The sequence below is a fragment of the Bifidobacterium sp. ESL0800 genome (assembly GCF_029395355.1).
Taxonomy (GTDB): Bacteria; Actinomycetota; Actinomycetes; order Actinomycetales; family Bifidobacteriaceae; genus Bifidobacterium.
On sequence record NZ_CP113913.1, the window covers coordinates 853,717 to 874,060 of the forward strand.

Consider the following 20,344-nt stretch of genomic DNA (forward strand, 5'->3'; position numbering starts at 1 on the left):
CCTTTAATAATTCTAATCGTTTCCAGCTATTTGTCTCGACCGTCTGAAGCACCGCCTGATTCTTTTTGGTCGTTGGCAGCCCCGCCATGCAGAATCTGACGTATCTTTTCCAACCTCGGCCCCACCTCGCGCTCGTAGCCACGGTTGTTGGGGTGATAGTATTCACGTCCCACCAGTTCATCGGGCATGTATTGCTGCGTGGCGACGGCCCCAGGGGCATCGTGCGCGTATATGTAGCCTTCCTTGTTGCCCCAGTCCTTCATCAGCTTGGTCGGGGCGTTGCGCAGCCAGAGCGGCACTTGTCCGATCATGCCGGCGTCGACGTCGGCGAGCGCCTGATTGATGGCGTTGTAGCTGGCATTGGACTTGGGAGCCGTGGCTACGGCGATGACCGCCTCGGAGAGGATGATCCGTGCCTCGGGCATGCCGACCATGGCGACGGCCTGCGCTGCGGCGACGGTGACCTGCAGGATCTGGGGCGCGGCCATGCCGACTTCTTCGGCCGAGGCGATCATGATACGACGCGCGATGAAGCGCGGGTCCTCCCCCGCACGCAGCATACGGGCCAGATAATGCAATGCAGCATCCGGGTCCGAGCCCCGCATCGATTTGATGAACGCGGAGGCGACGTCGTAATGGTCGTCGCCGTCCTTGTCGTAACGTACCGTCGCCGAATCCATGACCGAGGAAACGACGTCAGGGGTGATGATCGGCTTGCGAGCGCCTTTCTTGCGTTCCTTGTCGCCGGTGACCGCACCCGCGGCCGCTTCGAGGATCGTGAGCGTCTTGCGTCCGTCTCCTCCGGCCATACGAATGATCTCGCTTATCGCCTCATCGCTGGCCTTGACCTCGCTTTTAAGCCCATGTTCACTGTCAAGCGCACGCGTAATCAGGGTTTTCAAGTCGCCGGGTTCCAGCGACTCAAGCTTGACCACCACCGAACGACTGAGCAACGGCTTGTTGATGGAAAAACTCGGGTTCTCGGTGGTCGCTCCGATGAACGTGACATCGCGGTTTTCGACGCTGGGAAGCAGCGCGTCCTGCTGGGATTTGGAGAAACGGTGCACCTCGTCGATGAACAGCACCGTCTCACGCCCTTGCGTCACCAACCGTTCGTGTGCACGCTCCAAGACCGCGCGCACATCCTTGACTCCGGAGGTGACGGCGGAAAGCTCCTCGAAATCGCGTCCGGACTGCTGGGCCACAATATAGGCCAACGTGGTCTTGCCAACTCCCGGAGGCCCGAAGAGGATGATTGAGCTCGGCGCGGTCAAGGAACCTTTGGATGCCGGGCTGGCAAGCCTGCGCAACGGCGAGCCCTCGCCTAAGACCTGTTGCTGACCCACCACGTCGTCAAGCGTCGTCGGCCGCATCCGCACGGCAAGCGGACGGGTCACGTCTTCGGGCGCATCGGCGGCGCTGAACAAATCCACGGTCATATTCTTATCCTATACCTCGCATTCGAACATTTGTTCGTTTTCTGCTATCTTGGCGTAACCAAGACATCAAAAAAACGCAAAAAGAACCCGAATTCTTCAATTGTTATGTCTCTTGGTGCACCAAGAGACCCTAAAAACAAAGAATGCTCGCTCAATCCGCATATTTTCGGCAACTTGCTTGCACCAAGAACGTCAATAAGATGAATTTTCACACTTTTACCATTACGGGCTTACATCACCAGTTCGTCGCTGACGCGATAATCGAGAAAGACCACCTCGCCGCTTTCCTGCGTGGCATCGAGGTCGACCGTACCGGTGATGGCCCAGTCGTGCTCGCCGTCGGAATCGTCGATAATCTGCCGCACCTTCCAGGTGTGCTCCTTGGCCTCGTTGCGATCGTCCAGGATGAACAGATCGCCGCTGCGTGCCTTCTGGTCGATGCCGACGTATTCGTGCTCGTCATAATAGCGTCCGAGGGCATCGTCCCATTCGTGCACGCCGTAACCCCAGTCCTTGTCGAGTGCACCGAGCTCCTCAGGACGGTCTTGGTCCATCAGCTGGATACGACGGAACATGGCGTTACGGATGAGCACAATGAGTCCGCGTCTGTCTTCCACCACGGCGGCCTTGCCACCCGGTGCGGCTGCTGAGAGCGCCACGCTTTCAGCATCGGCGGCCGAATCGCCTCCAGCGTTCTCCCATTCGTCGACGAGGCTGGAATCCACGGAACGCACGACCACGCGCAGCCAGGAGATGATGTCCTCCAGCTCGTCGTTGCGCTTCTCCACCGGCACCGTGCGCGCCAGCGATCGGTAGGCGTCGGAAAGGTAGCGCAGCAGCGTGCCCTCGCTGCGCGCGATGTTGTAGCGGGCGATGTAGCCGGTGAAATCGCTGGCCGTCTCCACCATGTCGCGCACCACGGATTTGGGGCTGAGCTCGTAGTCGTTGGCCCACGGCACATCGTGGCGGTATTCGTCGAAGGCTGCGTCGAGCGTTTCCTCGAGCGGCTTGGGCCAAGTAACCTCTTGCAACTTATCGATGCGCTCGTCGTAATCGAGACCGTCGGCCTTCATCTCGGCCATCGCCTTGTCACGCGCCTGCCGTTGCTGGGCTTTCAGGACCTGTTTGGGGTCTTCCAGCGTCGCCTCGACCATAGAAATGACATCAAGTGCGTAGGTGTCGGATTCGGGATCGAGCAGTTCCAGCGCCGCCAGCAGGAACGGCGAAAGCGGCTGGTCGAGTGCGAAATTGTCCGGCACATCGACTGCAAGGAAATAATCCTTGCCACCACGGCCATTGTCCTCGGCCTCAATGAAGGACGAATCGAACATGGTCTGGAAAATCTCGTCGGCACGCTGGTGCAGATGTTCCTTCTGTTCGGGGGTCTGTGAGGAGTCATCGATGAGCCTGTCGATACGCTCGCGTGCGTCACCGCCCTGCGCCACCTCGTTCAGGACCATGGAATGGCTGATCTTCATATGCGGTACAAGTGTTTCCGGAGCCGCCTCGATAAGCTTGTCGAACGTCCCCTTGTTCCAGGTGACGAAACCCTCTTGGGGCTTCTTGCGCTTGATCTTCTTGAGCTTCTTCGGGTCACCGTTGGCCTTGGCGATGGCCCTGGCGTTCTCGATCTCGAACTCCGGGGCCTCTGCGACCACCAGCCCCTCGGTATCGAATCCCATACGCCCGGCACGCCCCGCGATCTGATGGAATTCGCGGGCACGCAGTTTGCGCATCTTGAACCCGTCGAATTTGGTCAATTGCGTCAGCACGACCGAGTGAATCGGCACGTTGATGCCGACGCCGAGCGTATCGGTGCCGCAGATCACCGGCAGCAGTCCCTGCTGGGCGAGCTGCTCGACCAGGCGTCGATAGCGCGGCAGCATGCCCGCGTGGTGGATGCCGACGCCGGTGCGCAGCAGGCGCTGCAGGATCTTGCCGAACGCCGTGGTGAACCGCGTGCCCTTGATGGCCTCGCTGATCTCCTTGCGCTGTTCCTTGCTGGAGACTCCCGTGCTGGCAAGCGCCTGAGCGGTTTCCAATGCAGCGTCCTGCGAAAAATGGACCACATAAATGGGGGTATCGCCGCGGTTGAACAGCAATTCGACCGTGCCGGCCAACTGTTTGTCGGTGTATTCGTAGCTCAACGGCACCGGACGCGGCGCGTCGTCGATCACGTCCACATCGCTGCGGGTCATGTCCTCGAGCTTGTCGGCAATGGCATCGACGTTGCCAAGTGTCGCGCTCATCAGCAGGAACTGGGTCTTGGGAAGTGTCAGCAGGGGCACCTGCCAGGCCCACCCACGTTCGGCATCGCCATAGTAGTGGAACTCGTCCATCGCCACGCAGCCGATGTCGGCGTTCACGCCCTCACGCAAGGCCTGATTGGCCAGAATCTCGGCGGTGCAGCAGATAATCGGCGCCTCGGAATTGATACTGGTGTCACCGGTGATCATGCCGACGTTGTCACGGCCGAATGCCTCGACCAGGTCGAAGAACTTTTCGCTGACCAGCGCCTTGATCGGCGCGGTATAGTAGGAACGCCTTCCGGTGCACAACGCCGCGAAATGCATGCCCAGCGCCACCAGCGATTTGCCGGAACCGGTCGGTGTGCTCAGGATGACATGGTCGCCGGCCAGAAGGTCCATGACGGCCTCCTCCTGGTGCGGCCACGGGTCGATGCCCTTGTTCTCGCGCACCCATTCGAAAAACCTGTCATAGATTTCGTCGGCATCGATGTTGCGTTTCTCGCCGCCGCCGTCCCAGCTCGGTGCCAGCTGCCCTAAACTCTGTGTCATAGCCCCAAGTCTATAGGTCACCGGCTACGCAGCAAATTTACCTTGAGCCGTTTTGAATGACTTTTCAAGACCGATTACAGTACGGAGAATAGAATGCCATGACATTATGTCTGTCATATTGAACGCTGCATAAGTGGGATGGAAGGATATGCGATGTTCGACCGTAAAGACTTGGCCGAACACAATCAAAGATTTTGTCTTCACGCTCGATATATCGCGTCCACTTCGTCTAAACGCAGTCCACAGGACTACGTTTTTACGGCTCAGCCCGGAGCGTGTCGAACATCGCATATCCTCCCATCCCACGACCAACCAGCAAACGTATAATCGACAAAAATGGTGACCACCCGCAAAGTGATGGTCACCATGGCAAAACGCTATAACCTACTCGTTCTTGCCTTCGCCAGGCTTGGCCCCATGCGGACCGTGCTTCAGTCCGGGAATCGGGATGTCAGGGAACTCGATATGTTCGGGATCCTTCTCGCTCTCCGGGTGCGTGGCATCGTAGCCCTGCATATAGCGGGTCTTACGCCATTCGCGCACCGAAGCGTTGGAACCGCGGTGATGGACGTGATAGCGACGCGGAACCCCGCCGTAACGATCCTCATCCACTTCCTTGGCCACCGCGATCTGGTTGACGTTCGAGGCGTCCATGATGGCGATCGGCGCGACGGGTTCCGGCTCGGTCGGTGCGGCGGTGCGTTCCTGCATACGGCTCGGAAGCCATTCCGCAAGCTTGGAGAGCAGCGCGCAGACGATGAAGTAGACCACGCCGGCGACCACCAACGTCTGCAGGATGTTGAAGTACATCGAACCGAGACGACGGGATTCCTGCAAAAGGTCCGTGTACATGATGATCGAGCCGAGCGCGGTATCCTTCAATACCACCACCAGCTGGGTCACCGCGGCCGGCAGCATGGCGTAGACGGCCTGTGGCACTTCGATCTGCATCAGTGACTGCGTGGTGGTGAGCCCTAGGGCCAACGAGGCCTCCCGCTGTCCGCCAGGCAGGTTGCCTACGCCGCTGCGCACCAGTTCGGCGACCACGGAGCCGTTATAGAGGATCAGGCCGAGCACGACGGCCCAATAGGAAGCACTTTGGATGCCCATGAAGGAGAAGAGCCTCCAGAAGAAGATCATGAACATCAGCACCGGCACCGCGCGGCAGAACTCGACGATGACGCCGGAAACGGCCCTCACGATCTTGCTTGGCAGCAATCGGCCGATGCCGAAGAGCAGGCCGAAGACGACCGAACCGATGACCGCGAGCGTGGCGGCCTTGATGGTCATCCACAGCCCGGGCAGGTAGAAGTCCGTCCAGGCCTCGCCGTCAAGCGCCGGCTTCCAAAGCTCCCAGTCCAGCTGGTTTTCGCCGTCCGGCGGGTTGTGCAGGCGCATGAGGATGAGGACCACGAGGATGGCGACGAGGATGCCGCCGATCCAGTTGGCGATGCGGATACGACGTTTGCCTTTGGGCCCCGGCTCGTCGAAGAGTACGGACGATTCGTTGTTGTTCTTGCTCATGCGTTCACCTCCGTACCGCGAGCTTGTTCGAAAGCACCGTTGTCAGCGCCCCGATGGGAATGATCAGAATGACGTAGCCGAACGCGAAGATCAGGAAGATCGCGACGATGGAATTCGCATGGAACTCGATCATCTCGCTCATCAGGCTCGACGTTTCGGTGGCCACCGACGCGGCCGCGGCTACCGTCGAGTTCTTCAGCAACGCGATCAATGTGTTGCCAAGTGGCGCTACGGAACCGCGGAAGGCCTGCGGCAGAATGACCTGGGTGGCGGACTGCATGAAATTCAAGCCCAGCGCACGAGCCGCCTCGGCCTGCCCCAGCGGGACGGTGTTGATGCCGGAACGCAGGGATTCGCAGACGAATGCCGCCGTGTAGAGCGACAGGCCTGTGACCGCAAGCCAGAAGAAGTTGACGGCGAACGTATTGGAGAACGTCAGCTTGAGCTGGGCGAAGGCGCCGAGCACCATGAACACCATGATGATGGTCAATGGCATGTTCTTGAAGAACTCGACGTAGGCGCTCGCCACGGTTCGCAAAGAAGAGATCGGCGAGATGCGCATCATCAGGAGGATGACTCCGAGCACCAGCGAGAACAGCGCCGAGAAAAGGGTCAGCTCGATATTGACCAGAAATGCGCCGGGAACATTATATTGGCTGAACAATTGCAGGAATTCACTCATTTCGCGACTCCCGTCTGCCCGAGATCCGGCTTCGGCGGATTATATTTCATATTCGGCTTGTACTTGACCCCACGCGTATTGTCGGTGATGGCGCGTTTCCAGAAACCGTCCTTTTCCATCTGCGCGATGGCCTTGTCGATTTTCCTGGCGAATTTGAGGTTGCCCTTTTTGACGCCGACACCATAGTATTCCTGCGTGAACGGCTTGCCGATGAGTCTCAGCTTGCCGTGGGCGTTGGAGGCGAGGCCTGCCAGAATGATGTCATCGGTGGTCACCGCGTCGACGATGCCGCTGAACAACGCGGTCGCGCATTCCGCGTAACCGGGCTGCTCCATCAGCTGTACTTTCGACGAGAACTTCTGTTTGATCACTTCGGCCGATGTGGAACCGGTCACCGAGCACAGACGCTTGCCGTTGAGACTGTCGGGGCCGGTGATCTCGTGGTCGTCCTTGCGAACCATCAGGTCCTGCCCGGCCACAAAATACGGACCGGCGAACGTGACGGCTTTCTTGCGTTCATCGGTGATGGAATAACTGGCGATGACCATATCGACATCGCCGTTCTGCAACATGGCCTCACGCTGCTTGCTCGGCGCTTCCTTGAAGACGATTTCGTCGTCGGAATAGCCGAGGGTGCGGGCGATGTAGCGGGCCACGTCCACATCGAATCCGACGTAGGTGCCGGATTTCTTGAAGCCGACCCCAGGTTGGTCGAATTTGATGCCGATGCGGATCTTGCCCGCCTCGTTGTCCGTGCCGCACGCGGCTACGGTAAACACGCAAGCCAGTGCGCAGAAGGCCGCGAGGACCCTGCGCCAGGTGCGCGAAAAATGGTTGAATGATGGTTTCATAGATTGTTGCTTTCCCGATACTTCCCCATTCGCTGTTTAGCGGATTAATGATCTGTTGCCTTGTTGATGTCGTGACGTGTGTCACAGCTGACGGCAATCGCGATTGACAAAAACCTCCGATATCACCGACGCACGTCAAAAAGGTCAGTGCGTAAGAATCTTGGAGAGGAAGTCCTTGGCACGATCTGTCTTCGGATGGTCGAAGAACTCGTCAGGCGTTCCTTTTTCCAGAATCTTCCCGTCGGCCATGAATACGATGTGGTCGGCCGCCTTGCGAGCGAAGCCCATCTCGTGGGTCACGCAGATCATCGTCATGCCCTCGCTGGCGAGCTTGATCATGACATCAAGCACCTCATTGACCATTTCCGGATCGAGCGCGCTGGTGGGCTCGTCGAACAGCATGATCTTGGGCTGCATGGCAAGCGCACGGGCGATGGCGACGCGTTGCTGCTGACCGCCAGAAAGCTGGGACGGCATCTTGTTGGCCTGGTTCTCGACTCCGACTCGTGCCAGCAAATCCATGCCAAGGTCGTCCGCATCCTTCTTGTCCATGTGACGGACCTTGACAGGTGCCAGTGTGACGTTCTGCAGAATCGTCTTGTTGGCGAACAGATTGAACTGCTGGAAGACCATGCCGACTTCGGCACGTAGGTTGGCGAGGTCCTTGCCTTCCTGCGGCAGCGGCTGGCCGTCAATGCGGATCGTGCCGGAATCGATGGTCTCGAGCCTGTTGATGGTACGGCACATCGTGGATTTGCCGGAACCGGAAGGTCCGACGACGACCAGCACCTCGCCCTTGTTGACTTTGAGATTGATATCCTTCAGAACATGGAGTTTGCCGAAATGCTTCTCCACATGGGACAGCTCAACCAGTGGATGGTTTTCGTCCATCAATGGTTTCGACGCGTCATTTTCGCGCGTTTTTATAGTGGTTTCTTTTGTTTCAGACATGAAAGCAGTATACCTGCACAGTGTTACCACATAGTTACCAGCGAAATTATTGAGACATATCAGCAATTATTGTTACTTGTTTAATATTGCCTATCATTTTGAGAATATCAATGGTTTCGGCTGCCCGTGCATACAAATGTGTCCAGCTCAAAATGAACTGGACACATTCATACGTTGGCGATTTGTAATGAATATTACAAAATCAAATCAGTCTTCGTCCTCTTCCGGATCGTAATCGACGCCGGTCTCGGCACGCTGGGCGTCCGAAATCGGGGCCGGTGCGCCGGTGAGCGGATCGCGGCCGCCGCCGGCCTTCGGGAAGGCGATGACGTCGCGGATGGTGTCGCAACCGGCCAAGATCGAAACCGTTCGGTCCCAACCCAGCGCGATGCCTGCGTGAGGCGGGGCACCGTATTTGAAGGCTTCGAGCAGGAAGCCGAACTTCTCCTGCGCTTCCTCTTGCCCGATACCGAGCACGTCGAGCACGCGCTCCTGGATGTCGTTGCGGTGGATACGCACCGAACCGCCGCCCATCTCCTCGCCGTTGCAGACGATGTCGTAGGAGTCGCTCATCGCATGCTCCGGATCCTTATCGAACTTGTCGATCCAGTCGGCGCTCGGCATGGTGAACGGGTGATGCATGGAGGTCCACTTGGAGTTGCCGACCGCCACATCGTCGTCATCCGGGTCATCGGCGCGCTTGAACAGCGGGAAGTCCACCACCCAGGTGAATGCGAACTTCTTCGGGTCGAGCAAGCCGGCACGACGCGCGATCTCGACGCGGGCGGCGCCGAGCAGCAGCTGGGAGGATTCACGCGGGCCCGCGGCGAAGAACACCGCATCCCCGTCCTTGGCGCCCACGGCTTCTTTAAGTCCATTGCGCTCTTCATCGGAAAGGTTCTTGGCCACGGGGCCCTTCAAGGTGCCGTCACCGGTGAACTGCACGTAGGCGAGACCCTTGGCGCCACGCTGGCGCGCCCATTCCTGCCATGCGTCGAACTGACGGCGCGGGGTGTCCGCACCATCCGGGAAGACCACAGCGCCGACGTACGGTGCCTGGAAGACGCGGAACGGCGTGTTCTTGAAGTAATCGGTGAGCTCGACGATCGGGTTGCCGAAGCGCAGGTCGGGCTTGTCGGAACCGTACTTGTCCATGGCGTCCTGCCAGGTGATGCGATCGATCGGCAGCTTGATGTCGTAGCCCTGGGTCTTCCAGATGGCGGCGATGACCTTCTCGGCCATGGCCATCACGTCTTCCTGGTCGACATAGCTCATCTCCATGTCGAGCTGGGTGAACTCGGGCTGACGATCGGCACGGAAGTCCTCGTCTCGATAGCAGCGGGCCAGCTGGAAGTAACGCTCGACGCCACCGACCATCAGCAGCTGCTTTAAGAGCTGCGGGGACTGTGGCAGCGCGTACCAGGAACCGGGAACCAGGCGGGCCGGCACCACGAAATCGCGGGCTCCCTCAGGCGTGGACTTGATGAAGGTCGGGGTCTCCACCTCAGTGAAGTCCATATCCTCCAGCGCATGGCGTGCGGCACGGGTCATATCGCTGCGCAGCTTCAGGTTGCGCTGCATGGAGGGACGACGAAGATCGAGGTAACGGTACTTAAGCCTGATGTCCTCGCCGGGCAGCTTGTTCTCCGCCTCGTTTTCGAGGGCCGTGGAAACCTGGAACGGCAGGGCGTCGGACTTGGCCAACACCTTGAGGGACTCGACGACGACCTCCACCTTGCCGGTGGAAAGATGCTCGTTCTCATTGCCGTCCGGACGCTCGCGCACCTCGCCGACGACCTGGATGACGAATTCGCTGCGCAGCGGACGGGCGATCTCCTCGTCGTAGATGACAATCTGCACCAGGCCGGTGCTGTCGCGCAAATCGATGAAGGCGACGCCGCCGTGGTCGCGTCTGCGGTCGACCCAGCCCGCAAGGGTTACTTTCTGACCGATCAAGGCCTCGGTGACTTCAGTGGCATGGTGTGTTCTATAAGCCGTCTGGCTCATGCTCCCTCTATTCCTTATCTACTAACCGCTCGAAAACCGCGAGAATCCGCGCTCTTTTATTTGTCCAAAGAGACGGTTTGCTGAGCATACAGCGTATCGGGTTGCCATGACTTGGCGTCGGCGGGGACCTGCTCGCCGGTGATGATGTTCTTCACTTCGTCATGGTCGCTGCCCTCGCCGTCGCCTGACGCATCTGCCGGGAACCAGACATACGGGATGCCCAGTTTGTCGGCGTACTTGATCTGCTTGCCGAGTTTCGCTGCCTTCGGGGCGACGTCGGCGGCGATGCCTCGATCGCGCAAGGCAGTGGCGATATGGTTGCAATCCAGACGGTCGTCTTCGTTCCACACGGCCACCATGACGGCTGCCGGAGACACGCGTGAAGCGTGCGCGCCCGCGGTGTGCAGCATATACGAGACCAGACGCGACAATCCAATGGAAAGGCCCACACCCGGGTATTTCCTGTTGCCTTGCGAGGCGAGATTGTCGTAACGACCACCGGAGCAGATGGAACCGAGCTGGTCGGCGCCGTCAAGGAACGTCTCGTAGACCGATCCGGTGTAGTAATCGAGGCCGCGCGCGATCTTCAGATCGGCAATGACGGAACCGGGACGGGTGATGGCCGCTTCGTCGACGATCATCGCCAACGTGTCGAGGCCTTCGCGAGCGAGCTTGTAGGCATCGGTATCCTGCGAAATATTATGACCAGCGCACAATTCATCGAACTTCTCGAGCAGTTCCTTGCCGTCCTTGGCGGTCAGTTCTGCCAGCTCAAGGCAGGCCCGTGCCTGCGCCTCGTTCGCACCGCATTCACTGACCAGAAGCTTGACCACTTCGTCGGCACCGATCTTGTCGAGCTTGTCGATCTCACGCAGCACGCCTTCGATATCGCTCAGGCCCAGACCGCGGTAGAAACCTTCGGAAAGCTTGCGGTTGTTGGCGTGCACCGTGGCCTTGGGCAGGCCGAACTGACGCAGCTGCTCAAGCGCCTGAACCATGACCAACGGCAGCTCGACCTCATAGTGGTCTTCCAGCTCGCCGTTGCCAATCACATCGATGTCGGCCTGGACGAACTCACGGAAACGGCCTTCCTGCGGACGCTCACCACGCCAGACCTTCTGAATCTGCCAGCGTTTGAACGGGAAGGTGAGCTGACCGGAATGCTCGACCACATAACGGCTGAGCGGAACGGTCAAATCGAAATGAAGCCCGAGACGATGCTCGATCGGGGTGTCGGATTCGTGTCCGACCTCTTGCAGCCGGGACAGCAGATAAATCTCCTTGCTGGTCTCGCCCTTTTTCAGCAGACTCGAGCCTTCCTCGACCGCTCTGGTCTCGATGCCGATGAATCCGTTGAGTTCGAAAACCCTGCGGACCGTGTCGATGACACGCTGTTCGACCACCCGTTCTTCGGGCAGCCATTCCGGAAATCCTGATATTGATGCGCCTTTTGCCATAACTCCCTATAATAAATGGTGTTGTGGAAAAATGAGGCATCCGTCTCGAACCCGCAACACCTGTTACACGAAGACTCTCAAGGAGCTGGCCATGGCCGACGAACAAGTCACTGAAACCGAAAACACCAATGAATCCAACGCACAGGCAGGGCAGCCTGCCGCGGACGCACAGGCCAGCGCCACGTCCCAACCAGTAGAAACGACGGCAGCGCAGACTCCGGCCGAGCCTCAGGCGCCGAAGGCTGCGGACGCAGCAGCACCGACTGCGCCGGCCGCACCGAAGCCTGACGACACGCCGAGTGCACCTGCGCCTACCACATCGGCAGCGCCTGCCAAGCCTGCGCCGAAGCCGCACGTTCCCTCTCCCCTGGCCTTTGCCAAGAAACCTGCAAAGCACCCGGTTACAGCCCCTGCTCACACCTACTCCGAGGCCGACGTCAAGGCTGCCGAAGCGTTTGGACGCGTGGACGAGAAGGGCACGGTTTACGTACGTGAAGGCGAAAGCGAACGCGAAGTCGGTGAATTCCCCGGAGCCACCAATGAAGAGGCACTGACGCTCTATGCCCGCCGTTATCTCGATCTCAAGGCCAAGCTCGATCTCTTTGCCACGCGTCTCAAGGCCGCGAACATCAAGCCCCACGAGATCGACGAATCGGTCAAGAACCTGGGCGAGGAAACCACCAATCCGGCCATCGTCGGCGATATCGCCGCGCTCAAGGCACAGTACGAGGAGCTGAAGAAGGCTGGAGAAGCCAAGAAGGCTGAGCTGGCCGAGGCGCGCAAGGCCGCTCTCGAGAAGGCGATCAAGGAGCGCACAGCCATCGTGGAGAAGGCCGAAGACCTCGCAAATTCGCTTTCAGAGAACACGAACTGGCGTTCCACCGCCGACAAGTTCCGTTCGCTCTTCGAGGCTTGGCAGCAGCATCAGCGCACTACCATCCGCATCGACAAGCCGACCGCCGATGCGCTCTGGAAGCGCTTCTCCGCCGCACGCACCACCTTCAACCAGCACCGTCGCAAGTGGGCTCAGGCCCGCGACGCCTCCCGCGAGGAGACCAAGCGTGTCAAGGAAGAGATCATCAAGGAAGCCAATGAAATCAAGGACTCCACCGACTGGGGCGCCACCTCGCACCAATTCAACGAGCTGATGGACCGCTGGAAGGCTGCCGGACGTGCCGGGCGCAAGGAAGACGACGAGCTGTGGGCACGCTTCCGCGAGGCATGCGACGTCTTCTTCAACGCGCGTCAGGCCGACCGCGACCAGATGAGCTCCAACGAGAAGGACAACCTTGCCAAGAAGGAAGAGCTCTTGAAGAAGGCCGAGGCTCTGGTACCGGTCGCCGACGAGAAGGCCGCCAAGAAGGCTCGTCAGGCGCTGGCCGACATCCAGGACGAGTGGGATCAGATCGGCTACGTGCCTCGTGAGGACATGCACCGCATCGAAAGCCGGCTGGACGCCGTCGACAACAAGATCAAGGCCGTCGAACAGGCCGCCTGGCAGAAGAGCGACCCCGAGGCCGACGCCCGAGTCTCCAGCTTCGAGACCCAGCTCAAGGCCCAGCTCGACGAGCTCGATGCCAAGATCGCCGCCGAGTCCGACCCGGCCAAGAAGTCCAAGCTCGAGAGTGAAAAGGCCACCAAGGAACAGTGGCTCAACGCCGTGAAGTAAGCGCTAGATTTTCATAGCCTAACAAAAAGTGGTTTGCACCATCGATTTGGTGCAAACCACTTTTCATATTAAGCTTGAACCGAGCCCGCCCCGCTGGGGAAAGGGATGTGAAAGCCGGAGTGCCTGTGTCTCTCATAGGGGCCGGCTTTCGCGTTGCTTCATTTCTTGAACCCGGATTATAGGCCATGAGGCTAGAACCCAATCACATTGTTTAGGACTTAGTTTTCACCTATGACCACTCAGCCGAGAGTGTACGCAGTCAAATGCATGGGCAGCTCGGCATCGGCCTTGAGCTCGATGGTCGGCTTCTGCTCGGTGAAGTAGCGCTCGGTGAACACCGTTTCGCCGTCGTTGACGAAGAACTCGACGGAGCTGGTATCGATGAAAATCTGCAGCTTCAGCGTATCGCTCCGCTTTACGGTGCCGAAACGCTTGGCGTCATCGCCTTTGTCGGGACGATCAAGAACCAGCTCCCCCGAGTCTTTGTCATATGAAAGTGAAATCAGCAGACCAGATTCAGTTGCTAACATGACTTCGAAACGATGTCCCTGCCAATTTGCGAGTTCACCCTCAACCAGCAACTCGACATGCTGAGGATCAGGCAGGTTCAACCGCTCAAGACGTACTTCCGTGCTTTCGTCGAGAACGGTCGCCTGCCGAAGTTCCTTGAGCTCCCTTGCCGGATTCATATAGACATGCCCATCGCGCAACGTCAGCTCGCGAGGTATCGTCAACGCCCCGGCCCAACCGTCTTCCTGTTCAGGCATAGCCGATTCCCACATGTCCATCCAACCGATCAGGATTCTTCGGCCATCAGGCGACTGTGTTGTCTGCGTGGCGTAGAAATCATGCCCGTGGTCGATTTCGCTGAAATCGCCGTGCGTGAACCGGTTCGCTTCGTAATCCATATCGCCCACGAAGTAGCCGGTCTGGTGGAGATTGAGGTATTGCTTCTCGGTGGCTTCAATGCCTTGTGGCGAGAACAGCAGAACATCTTTGCCATTCAGTTCAAAGAAATCGGGGCATTCCCACATATGGCCCTGCGTCTTCTCCCCGTCGGACTTGGCGATAGGCCCACGGTATTCCCAGTGCAACAAGTCATCCGAACGATAGACCAGCACGCGACCAAGCCCGTCCTTGCCACGGGAACCAAGGATGACATAATAATGGCCGTCATGTTGCCAAATCTTTGGGTCACGGAAGTCCTGCGTATTGTCTTCCGGCGGCGTGGCAATAACCGGGTTGTCTTCGTATTTCGTGAAATGAACGCCATCGTCGCTATAAGCGATGTTCTGGACCTCACGATAATGATCCGGGTCATCGGGCTTCAGCAGGTTGTGCCCGGTGTACATCAGGTAAAGCCGTCCATCCTTGGCAATCGAGCAACCGGAGTAGCAGCCATTCGCATCTTCCGGGTCACCTGGCACCAAGGCGATGGGCAACTGCTCCCAATGCACCAGATCACGACTGCGGTAATGACCCCAGTGCATCGGCCCCCACTCGGCACTGTACGGATTGTATTGATAGAAAAGATGGTAATAACCATTAGAATACGAGAAACCATTGGGATCGTTCATCCACCCAAACGGCGTCATCACATGGTATTTCAGTCGGTATCGATCATTGGTCACAGAAATCGTCTTTGATTCATCTACGGTTTTCATCATCACATCCTCCTTATTTGATAGAAATAACTCTTATATATCTAAGGATACTTTCTTTCATTTACAAGCAAAACTCAAAATACGTTTTATTTCAATTTCAAGCCGTTCACCGGAACCTTGAACTGAATCAGTGAAAAAAGCACAAAATCAGGTCAGAACAACACTTTCCTTACCGTTTTGAGCCCAGTAAGGAGAAAAACACCTGTTACGGTTTGGCACGAGCGCTTTTAAAAGCGAATACGCAAAGGCCCGGCTCCTCGTTGAGGAAACCGGACCCTCGCACAGCGGACGCGTTGAATCTGCGTTCGCTTAACTACAATCACTCACTTGGAGCATCTGAGGTATCGCTACCTTGGGCATCCGAACCGGAGCCGGCCGGGAAAGCACTCGAAGCGTTTGATGGCGCATCGGAGGAATCGTCCGAATCGGTGGACGCAGCTGATTCGGCAGCAGCCGTATCAACCGGCGCACCGGCACCTACCAGTTCAGGTTGCTTGCCTTCAGCGTCAGTATCCGCTGGCTTGGCGTTCGGGTCCTCGAAAGGCACACCCTTGAAAGTGAACTCACCCAGGATGCCTTCGCCTTCGGCGTCGACTTCTACCTTTTCGCCGTTCTTGAGCTTGCCCATGAGAATCTGCTCGGAGACGGCGTCCTCGATGTCGCGCGTGATGACACGACGCAGCGGACGGGCGCCGAGCAGCGGGTCGAAGCCCTTCTGCGCCAGCAGATCCTTGGCCGCGTCCGTCAGCTCGAGCGACATGTGACGCTCGAAGAGGCGGTCGTTGAGCTGGGTCAGGTCCAGATCGACGATCTGGCGCACCTGGGGCTCGGTCAGCTGACGGAAGACGATGATGTCGTCCAAGCGGTTGAGGAACTCAGGACGGAACTGCTGCTTGAGCTCGCTGGTGACCTGACCCTTCATCCGCTCGTAGCTCGACTCGGTGTCGTTGCCGGAGCTGAAACCGGTGTTGGCGGCCTTGGCGATGTCCTTGGTGCCGAGGTTGGTGGTGAGGATGATGATGGTGTTCTTGAAGTCCACCTTGCGGCCCTGGCCGTCGGTCAGATGACCGTCGTCCAGCACCTGCAAGAGCGTGTTGAAGATGTCGGGGTGAGCCTTCTCGATCTCGTCGAAGAGTACGACGGAGAACGGCTTGCGACGCACCTTCTCGGTGAGCTCGCCGCCCTCTTCGTACCCTACATATCCCGGAGGCGCACCGAAGAGGCGCGACGCGGCGTACTTCTCGGAGAACTCGGACATATCGACGCGGATCAGCGCGTCCTCGTCGTCGAAGAGGAACTGCGCCAACGCCTTGGCCAGCTCGGTCTTGCCGACGCCGGTGGGGCCTGCGAAGATGAACGAGCCTGCAGGGCGCTTCGGATCCTTCAGGCCGACACGCGTACGGCGAATCGAACGGGACAGTGCGGAAACCGCCTCGTCCTGGCCGATGATGCGCTTGTGCAGCTCGGACTCCATGTTCAGAAGCTTCTTGGATTCGGCCTGCGTGAGCTTGAAGACGGGGATGCCGGTGGTCGAGGAAACGACCTCGGCGATCACTTCTTCGTCGACGACCATCTTGACATCACTGCCGCCCTCGCGCCAGGTCTTTTCCTTCTCCTTGCGCTCGGTCTGCAGCTTGTCTTCCTGGTCGCGCAATTCCGCGGCCTTCTCGAAGTCCTGGTCCTTGATGGCCTTGTCCTTCTCGTCGGAGATCTTGGCTATCTTGCCGTCAAGCTCCTTCAACTCCGGCGGCGCGGTGAGACGCTTGATGCGCAGGCGCGCGCCCGCCTCGTCGATAAGGTCGATGGCCTTGTCGGGCAGGTTGCGATCCTGGATGTAACGCGAGGAAAGCTCGGCCGCGGCCTGGAGCGCACCGTCGGTGATGGTCACCTTGTGGTGGTTCTCGTAGCGGCTGCGCAGCCCCTTCAAAATCTCGATGGTATCCGCGATGGACGGCTCATCGACCTGAATGGGCTGGAAACGACGCTCAAGCGCCGCATCCTTCTCAATGTACTTGCGGTATTCGTCGGTGGTGGTGGCGCCGATGGTCTGGAGCTCGCCACGGGCCAACATCGGCTTAAGGATGTCGGAAGCGCCCAAAGCGCCGTCCGCCGACCCTGCGCCGACGATGGTATGAATCTCGTCGATGAACAGCACGATGTCGCCACGGGTCTTGATTTCCTTCAGAACCTTCTTCAAGCGTTCCTCGAAATCGCCGCGATAGCGCGAACCTGCCACCATGGAGGCCAAGTCAAGCGAATAGACCTGCTTGCCTTTCAGGGTCTCAGGCACATCACCGGCGTGAATCTTCTGCGCCAGGCCTTCGACGACGGCCGTCTTGCCGACGCCGGGCTCACCGATCAGCACCGGATTGTTCTTGGTGCGACGGGAAAGCACGACCATGACGCGCTCAATCTCCTTGGCGCGTCCGATCACCGGGTCGAGTTTGCCTTCAGCGGCTTCCGCGGTAAGGTTGCGGCCGAACTGGTCGAGAATGGCGGAACCGGTCTGACGACCCTTGTTCTCCACGCCGCCTGCGTTGGCAAGATCGCCTTTGCCGTTGCCTTCCGCTCCGCCGGAGTTGCCACGAATCAAATCGATGGTGGAGCTGCGAAGCTCGCCCAGATCGACGTCCATCTTGATGAGCACCTGGGTGCCCACGCCTTCGCCCTCGCGGATAAGGCCGAGCAGGATGTGCTCGGTTCCGATATAGCTATGCCCCAGCTGCAGCGCCTCACGCAGACTCAGCTCCAACACCTGCTTGGCGTGCGGAGTGAACGGAATATGACCATTCGGCGCGGCATTGCCCTTGCCGATCATTTCCTCCACCTGCTTGCGGGTATCTTCCAAGGTGACGCCCTTGGCGGCGAGCGCCTTGGCCGCGATTCCTTCGCCTTCACGAATCAGGCCGAGCAGCAGATGTTCGGTACCGATGTAGTTGTGCTGGAGGGCCTTGGCTTCTTCCTGCGCCAGTACGATCACACGTCTGGCACGGTCAGTAAACCGTTCGAACATACTTGTCCTTCCACTTCTTGATAGTCCATTTAACTCTACCGATTTACGATGACGTTTATTTCGTGCCGCGCGATGATTGCGCTGAGAACGCAACAAATGCAATGGAAACGGCTAAAATCCACCCGTATATAGCAATTTCGGCTTACGAATACGTGCTTTCGTCACCACCGATCATCACTCGTCATCCGAACCTGGTTGTGTTTGTGCAGAAGGCATAGCGCTGCTCGCCGACTCTTGCGCTGCCAAGCCCGCTTCCGCCTCCCCTGTTTCAGACGGTTCCTCAGTATCGTTGTCGTCTGCGTCGTTCACACGCTCGCCTTGAGGCGTCTCGGTTTCAGCTTCATCGGAAGCATTGGCTTTCGAGGTTGAATCCAAGGTCTCTGCGTCCTCAACATCGTCTGCGATATACGAATCGCTGATATTGGTATCGGGCTCGTCCTCATCCGAATCGTCGTCTTCAGTGTCGCTGTCGGCCGAATCATCGTCGGCATCGTCGGCATCATCAGAATCATCCGAACCGTCACCATCGTCACTCAGGTCGATGGTGGATTCAACGGCAACCTCGGCGGTCACTGCACTGCCCACGGTGCCCTTGCCGACCACGGTCGTTTCGTCCGCATCATCGTCACTCTCGTCATCATCGTCCAGCGATCCGGGAACGGCGTGCTCGGCGATGTCCGTCTCAGAAGCGACGTCGGTCGCGGTCTCATCGTCGGCCTCATCGGATTGGGCGTCGACATTGTCGTCATCCTCGTCGATCGATTCGATGAGTTCGACCTGACCGCGCTCCTCACGCGGCGCCTGGGCAATGATGTCGATATGCAAATCGTCAAATGCAGGCTTGGACTGTACCCAAAGATGCGATGGCTCTGGCTGTGCGATTTCGGAATGCTCTCCACAACCGTGGTCGAGGGACACCACCCGTCCATCATCGGGACTCCAACGATTCGCGCACACGCCGAACATGGTGTCGAGGTCACCCTTGAGCCCGATGAAAAAGGCACACGTCGAGCACAGATTGCCCTCGGCCGTCTTGGTGGAAAGCGACTTCGGACCGTGCTGCCCGTCATACCAACGTTTCGCGGTCTGCGAGCGCCCCAATTGGCTCATCACATGCCGGCGTGAAAGCCCGAATTGCTCGACAGTGTCTTCAAGTTCACGGCTCAATCCCGTTTCGGGGTCGATATCCGAGTTCGTTTGCGCGGCTTCGTCGGTTTTCGCCTCGCCATCAGCCTCGCCGTCGGCTGTCGTTTCCTCGTCGCTTTGGGCAACACCCGATACGTCCGTCACGACTTCCCCGGTTGCGTGTTCCCCGCTTCCTTCGGCCCGGCCAGTTCCCGCATCTTCAGCCGAATCCTGTTGCACGGCCTTCGTCTTGCGGAACCCGTCTTCCATACGCGGGTCGTCCGGATCGGTGCCCAAGGAATCCGTCACCGAAAGATCGGCCGCCTCAAGCCTGTCCTTCCAGGGAACCCAAGCCGGTGCCAACAGTGAATCCTCGGTGGGAACCAGCGTTGATTCGTTGACGCTCCACGAATCGAGCTCCGTATCGTGGTAGAGCGTCACCGCCCATTGCCAGCCCTCATAGCCCTTGCGTAGGCACACAAAACGAAAATCGGTGACATTGTCGCCCAAATCGATGCCCTGGACGAACTCCCCCACCTCATCGGGTTCATCGGCGACCGCCAGCACCACCGATTTAGCCAAAGCACGTGGGTCGAGCTTGGCTTCTTCATCAGAACGCTCGTCCGTATCCGCCGTTGTTTCCGCCATACTGTCTTCCGTCATTTCGCTTTCCGTTTTCTTCTCAATCCTCGACATCGAAATCATCGGCAACGGCACGCAGCAGCGTGGCCAATTTACGGCTTTCGCCGGCGTTCGGGTAACGATGGCGTCGCAAGGAATTGCCTGCGGAATCGAGCAATTTGATCAGATCCTCGACAATGGCTGCCATATCGTCAGGCTTGGGCCTGGTGGCGCGCACCACCGATGGTGCGGGCCCCAAAACATGAAGATCCATGGCCTGAGGGCCTTTGCGACCATCGACCAGCGAGAACTCGACTTTGGCTCCCTTACGCAAGGTCGAGGTCCCCGCAGGCAATGCCGCCGCAGGCAAGAACACATCGTTGCCGTCATCTGCGGTTATAAAGCCATAACCTCTCTTAGCATCGAACCAACGCACTTTCCCGCTGGGCATAACACACCTCGTTCATCCTGTAATTTCTTGACGGAATATCATTTTCACGTTCCGTTTTCTTGGATCTCCTACCAGTCTAGCGTAACGACTAC

General features: G+C 58.5%; 13 protein-coding genes. 1 reads left to right on the forward strand and 12 read right to left on the reverse strand.

Annotated elements, in window-relative coordinates:
• Positions 1–26: 26 nt before the first annotated feature.
• The 8 genes from OZX75_RS03550 to hisS all read right to left on the reverse strand — a co-directional run bounded on the left by OZX75_RS03550 (position 27) and on the right by hisS (position 11,709).
• Entirely contained in the window at positions 27–1,439 is a 1,413-nt protein-coding gene (locus OZX75_RS03550; protein ID WP_277146958.1) for a replication-associated recombination protein A, read from the reverse strand.
• 230 nt (positions 1,440–1,669) lie between these two features.
• Positions 1,670–4,237, reverse strand: coding sequence for a DEAD/DEAH box helicase (locus tag OZX75_RS03555; RefSeq protein WP_277146960.1), 2,568 nt, complete (start codon positions 4,235–4,237; stop codon positions 1,670–1,672).
• Between the two features lie 384 nt (positions 4,238–4,621).
• Positions 4,622–5,761: an amino acid ABC transporter permease gene (locus OZX75_RS03560; RefSeq protein WP_277146962.1), complete on the reverse strand. Its 1,140-nt coding sequence runs from the start codon at positions 5,759–5,761 to the stop codon at positions 4,622–4,624.
• 4 nt (positions 5,762–5,765) lie between these two features.
• A complete protein-coding gene (locus OZX75_RS03565; RefSeq protein WP_277146964.1) occupies positions 5,766–6,443 on the reverse strand; it encodes an amino acid ABC transporter permease in 678 nt (225 codons plus the stop codon).
• Entirely contained in the window at positions 6,440–7,294 is an 855-nt protein-coding gene (locus OZX75_RS03570) for a glutamate ABC transporter substrate-binding protein (protein WP_277146966.1), read from the reverse strand. Before OZX75_RS03570 ends, OZX75_RS03565 begins: the two co-directional genes overlap by 4 nt.
• Before the next feature lie 144 nt (positions 7,295–7,438).
• A complete protein-coding gene (locus OZX75_RS03575) occupies positions 7,439–8,185 on the reverse strand; it encodes an amino acid ABC transporter ATP-binding protein (protein ID WP_277147377.1) in 747 nt (248 codons plus the stop codon).
• 267 nt (positions 8,186–8,452) lie between these two features.
• Complete coding sequence (gene aspS, locus OZX75_RS03580) at positions 8,453–10,252, reverse strand: aspartate--tRNA ligase (RefSeq protein WP_277146968.1); 1,800 nt, start codon at positions 10,250–10,252, stop codon at positions 8,453–8,455.
• A gap of 56 nt (positions 10,253–10,308) precedes the next feature.
• The gene (gene hisS, locus OZX75_RS03585) at positions 10,309–11,709 is read right to left on the reverse strand and encodes a histidine--tRNA ligase (RefSeq protein ID WP_277146970.1); all 1,401 of its coding nucleotides are present in this window, start codon (positions 11,707–11,709) and stop codon (positions 10,309–10,311) included.
• Positions 11,710–11,800: 91 nt separating this feature from the next.
• On the opposite strand from hisS, the gene OZX75_RS03590 reads away from it, so the two are divergent.
• Entirely contained in the window at positions 11,801–13,378 is a 1,578-nt protein-coding gene (locus tag OZX75_RS03590) for a DUF349 domain-containing protein (RefSeq protein WP_277146972.1), read from the forward strand.
• A 239-nt stretch (positions 13,379–13,617) separates the two neighbouring features.
• Here OZX75_RS03590 and OZX75_RS03595 read toward each other — a convergent pair whose 3' ends face one another.
• The 4 genes from OZX75_RS03595 to OZX75_RS03610 form a co-directional block, all read right to left on the reverse strand.
• Complete coding sequence (locus OZX75_RS03595; protein WP_277146973.1) at positions 13,618–15,045, reverse strand: glycoside hydrolase family 32 protein; 1,428 nt, start codon at positions 15,043–15,045, stop codon at positions 13,618–13,620.
• Positions 15,046–15,361: 316 nt separating this feature from the next.
• On the reverse strand, positions 15,362–18,055 hold the full coding sequence (locus OZX75_RS03600) for an ATP-dependent Clp protease ATP-binding subunit (protein ID WP_277146975.1): 2,694 nt from the start codon (positions 18,053–18,055) through the stop codon (positions 15,362–15,364).
• 174 nt (positions 18,056–18,229) lie between these two features.
• Complete coding sequence (locus tag OZX75_RS03605) at positions 18,230–19,828, reverse strand: DUF3027 domain-containing protein (protein WP_277146978.1); 1,599 nt, start codon at positions 19,826–19,828, stop codon at positions 18,230–18,232.
• 34 nt (positions 19,829–19,862) lie between these two features.
• Positions 19,863–20,252 carry a cold-shock protein gene (locus OZX75_RS03610; RefSeq protein ID WP_277146980.1) on the reverse strand — a complete coding sequence of 130 codons (390 nt, stop codon included), beginning with the start codon at positions 20,250–20,252 and terminating at the stop codon, positions 19,863–19,865.
• Positions 20,253–20,344: the final 92 nt, after the last annotated feature.

Excerpts from the sequence above, each read along its gene's own strand:
- OZX75_RS03550 (WP_277146958.1), bottom strand. The coding sequence starts at position 1,439 with ATGACCGTGGATTTGTTCAGCGCCGCCGATGCGCCCGAAGACGTGACC.
- OZX75_RS03555 (WP_277146960.1), bottom strand. The coding sequence starts at position 4,237 with ATGACACAGAGTTTAGGGCAGCTGGCACCGAGCTGGGACGGCGGCGGC.
- OZX75_RS03560 (WP_277146962.1), bottom strand. The coding sequence starts at position 5,761 with ATGAGCAAGAACAACAACGAATCGTCCGTACTCTTCGACGAGCCGGGG.
- OZX75_RS03565 (WP_277146964.1), bottom strand. The coding sequence starts at position 6,443 with ATGAGTGAATTCCTGCAATTGTTCAGCCAATATAATGTTCCCGGCGCA.
- OZX75_RS03570 (WP_277146966.1), bottom strand. The coding sequence starts at position 7,294 with ATGAAACCATCATTCAACCATTTTTCGCGCACCTGGCGCAGGGTCCTC.
- OZX75_RS03575 (WP_277147377.1), bottom strand. The coding sequence starts at position 8,185 with ATGGACGAAAACCATCCACTGGTTGAGCTGTCCCATGTGGAGAAGCAT.
- aspS (WP_277146968.1), bottom strand. The coding sequence starts at position 10,252 with ATGAGCCAGACGGCTTATAGAACACACCATGCCACTGAAGTCACCGAG.
- hisS (WP_277146970.1), bottom strand. The coding sequence starts at position 11,709 with ATGGCAAAAGGCGCATCAATATCAGGATTTCCGGAATGGCTGCCCGAA.
- OZX75_RS03590 (WP_277146972.1), top strand. The coding sequence starts at position 11,801 with ATGGCCGACGAACAAGTCACTGAAACCGAAAACACCAATGAATCCAAC.
- OZX75_RS03595 (WP_277146973.1), bottom strand. The coding sequence starts at position 15,045 with ATGATGAAAACCGTAGATGAATCAAAGACGATTTCTGTGACCAATGAT.
- OZX75_RS03600 (WP_277146975.1), bottom strand. The coding sequence starts at position 18,055 with ATGTTCGAACGGTTTACTGACCGTGCCAGACGTGTGATCGTACTGGCG.
- OZX75_RS03605 (WP_277146978.1), bottom strand. The coding sequence starts at position 19,828 with ATGGCGGAAACAACGGCGGATACGGACGAGCGTTCTGATGAAGAAGCC.
- OZX75_RS03610 (WP_277146980.1), bottom strand. The coding sequence starts at position 20,252 with ATGCCCAGCGGGAAAGTGCGTTGGTTCGATGCTAAGAGAGGTTATGGC.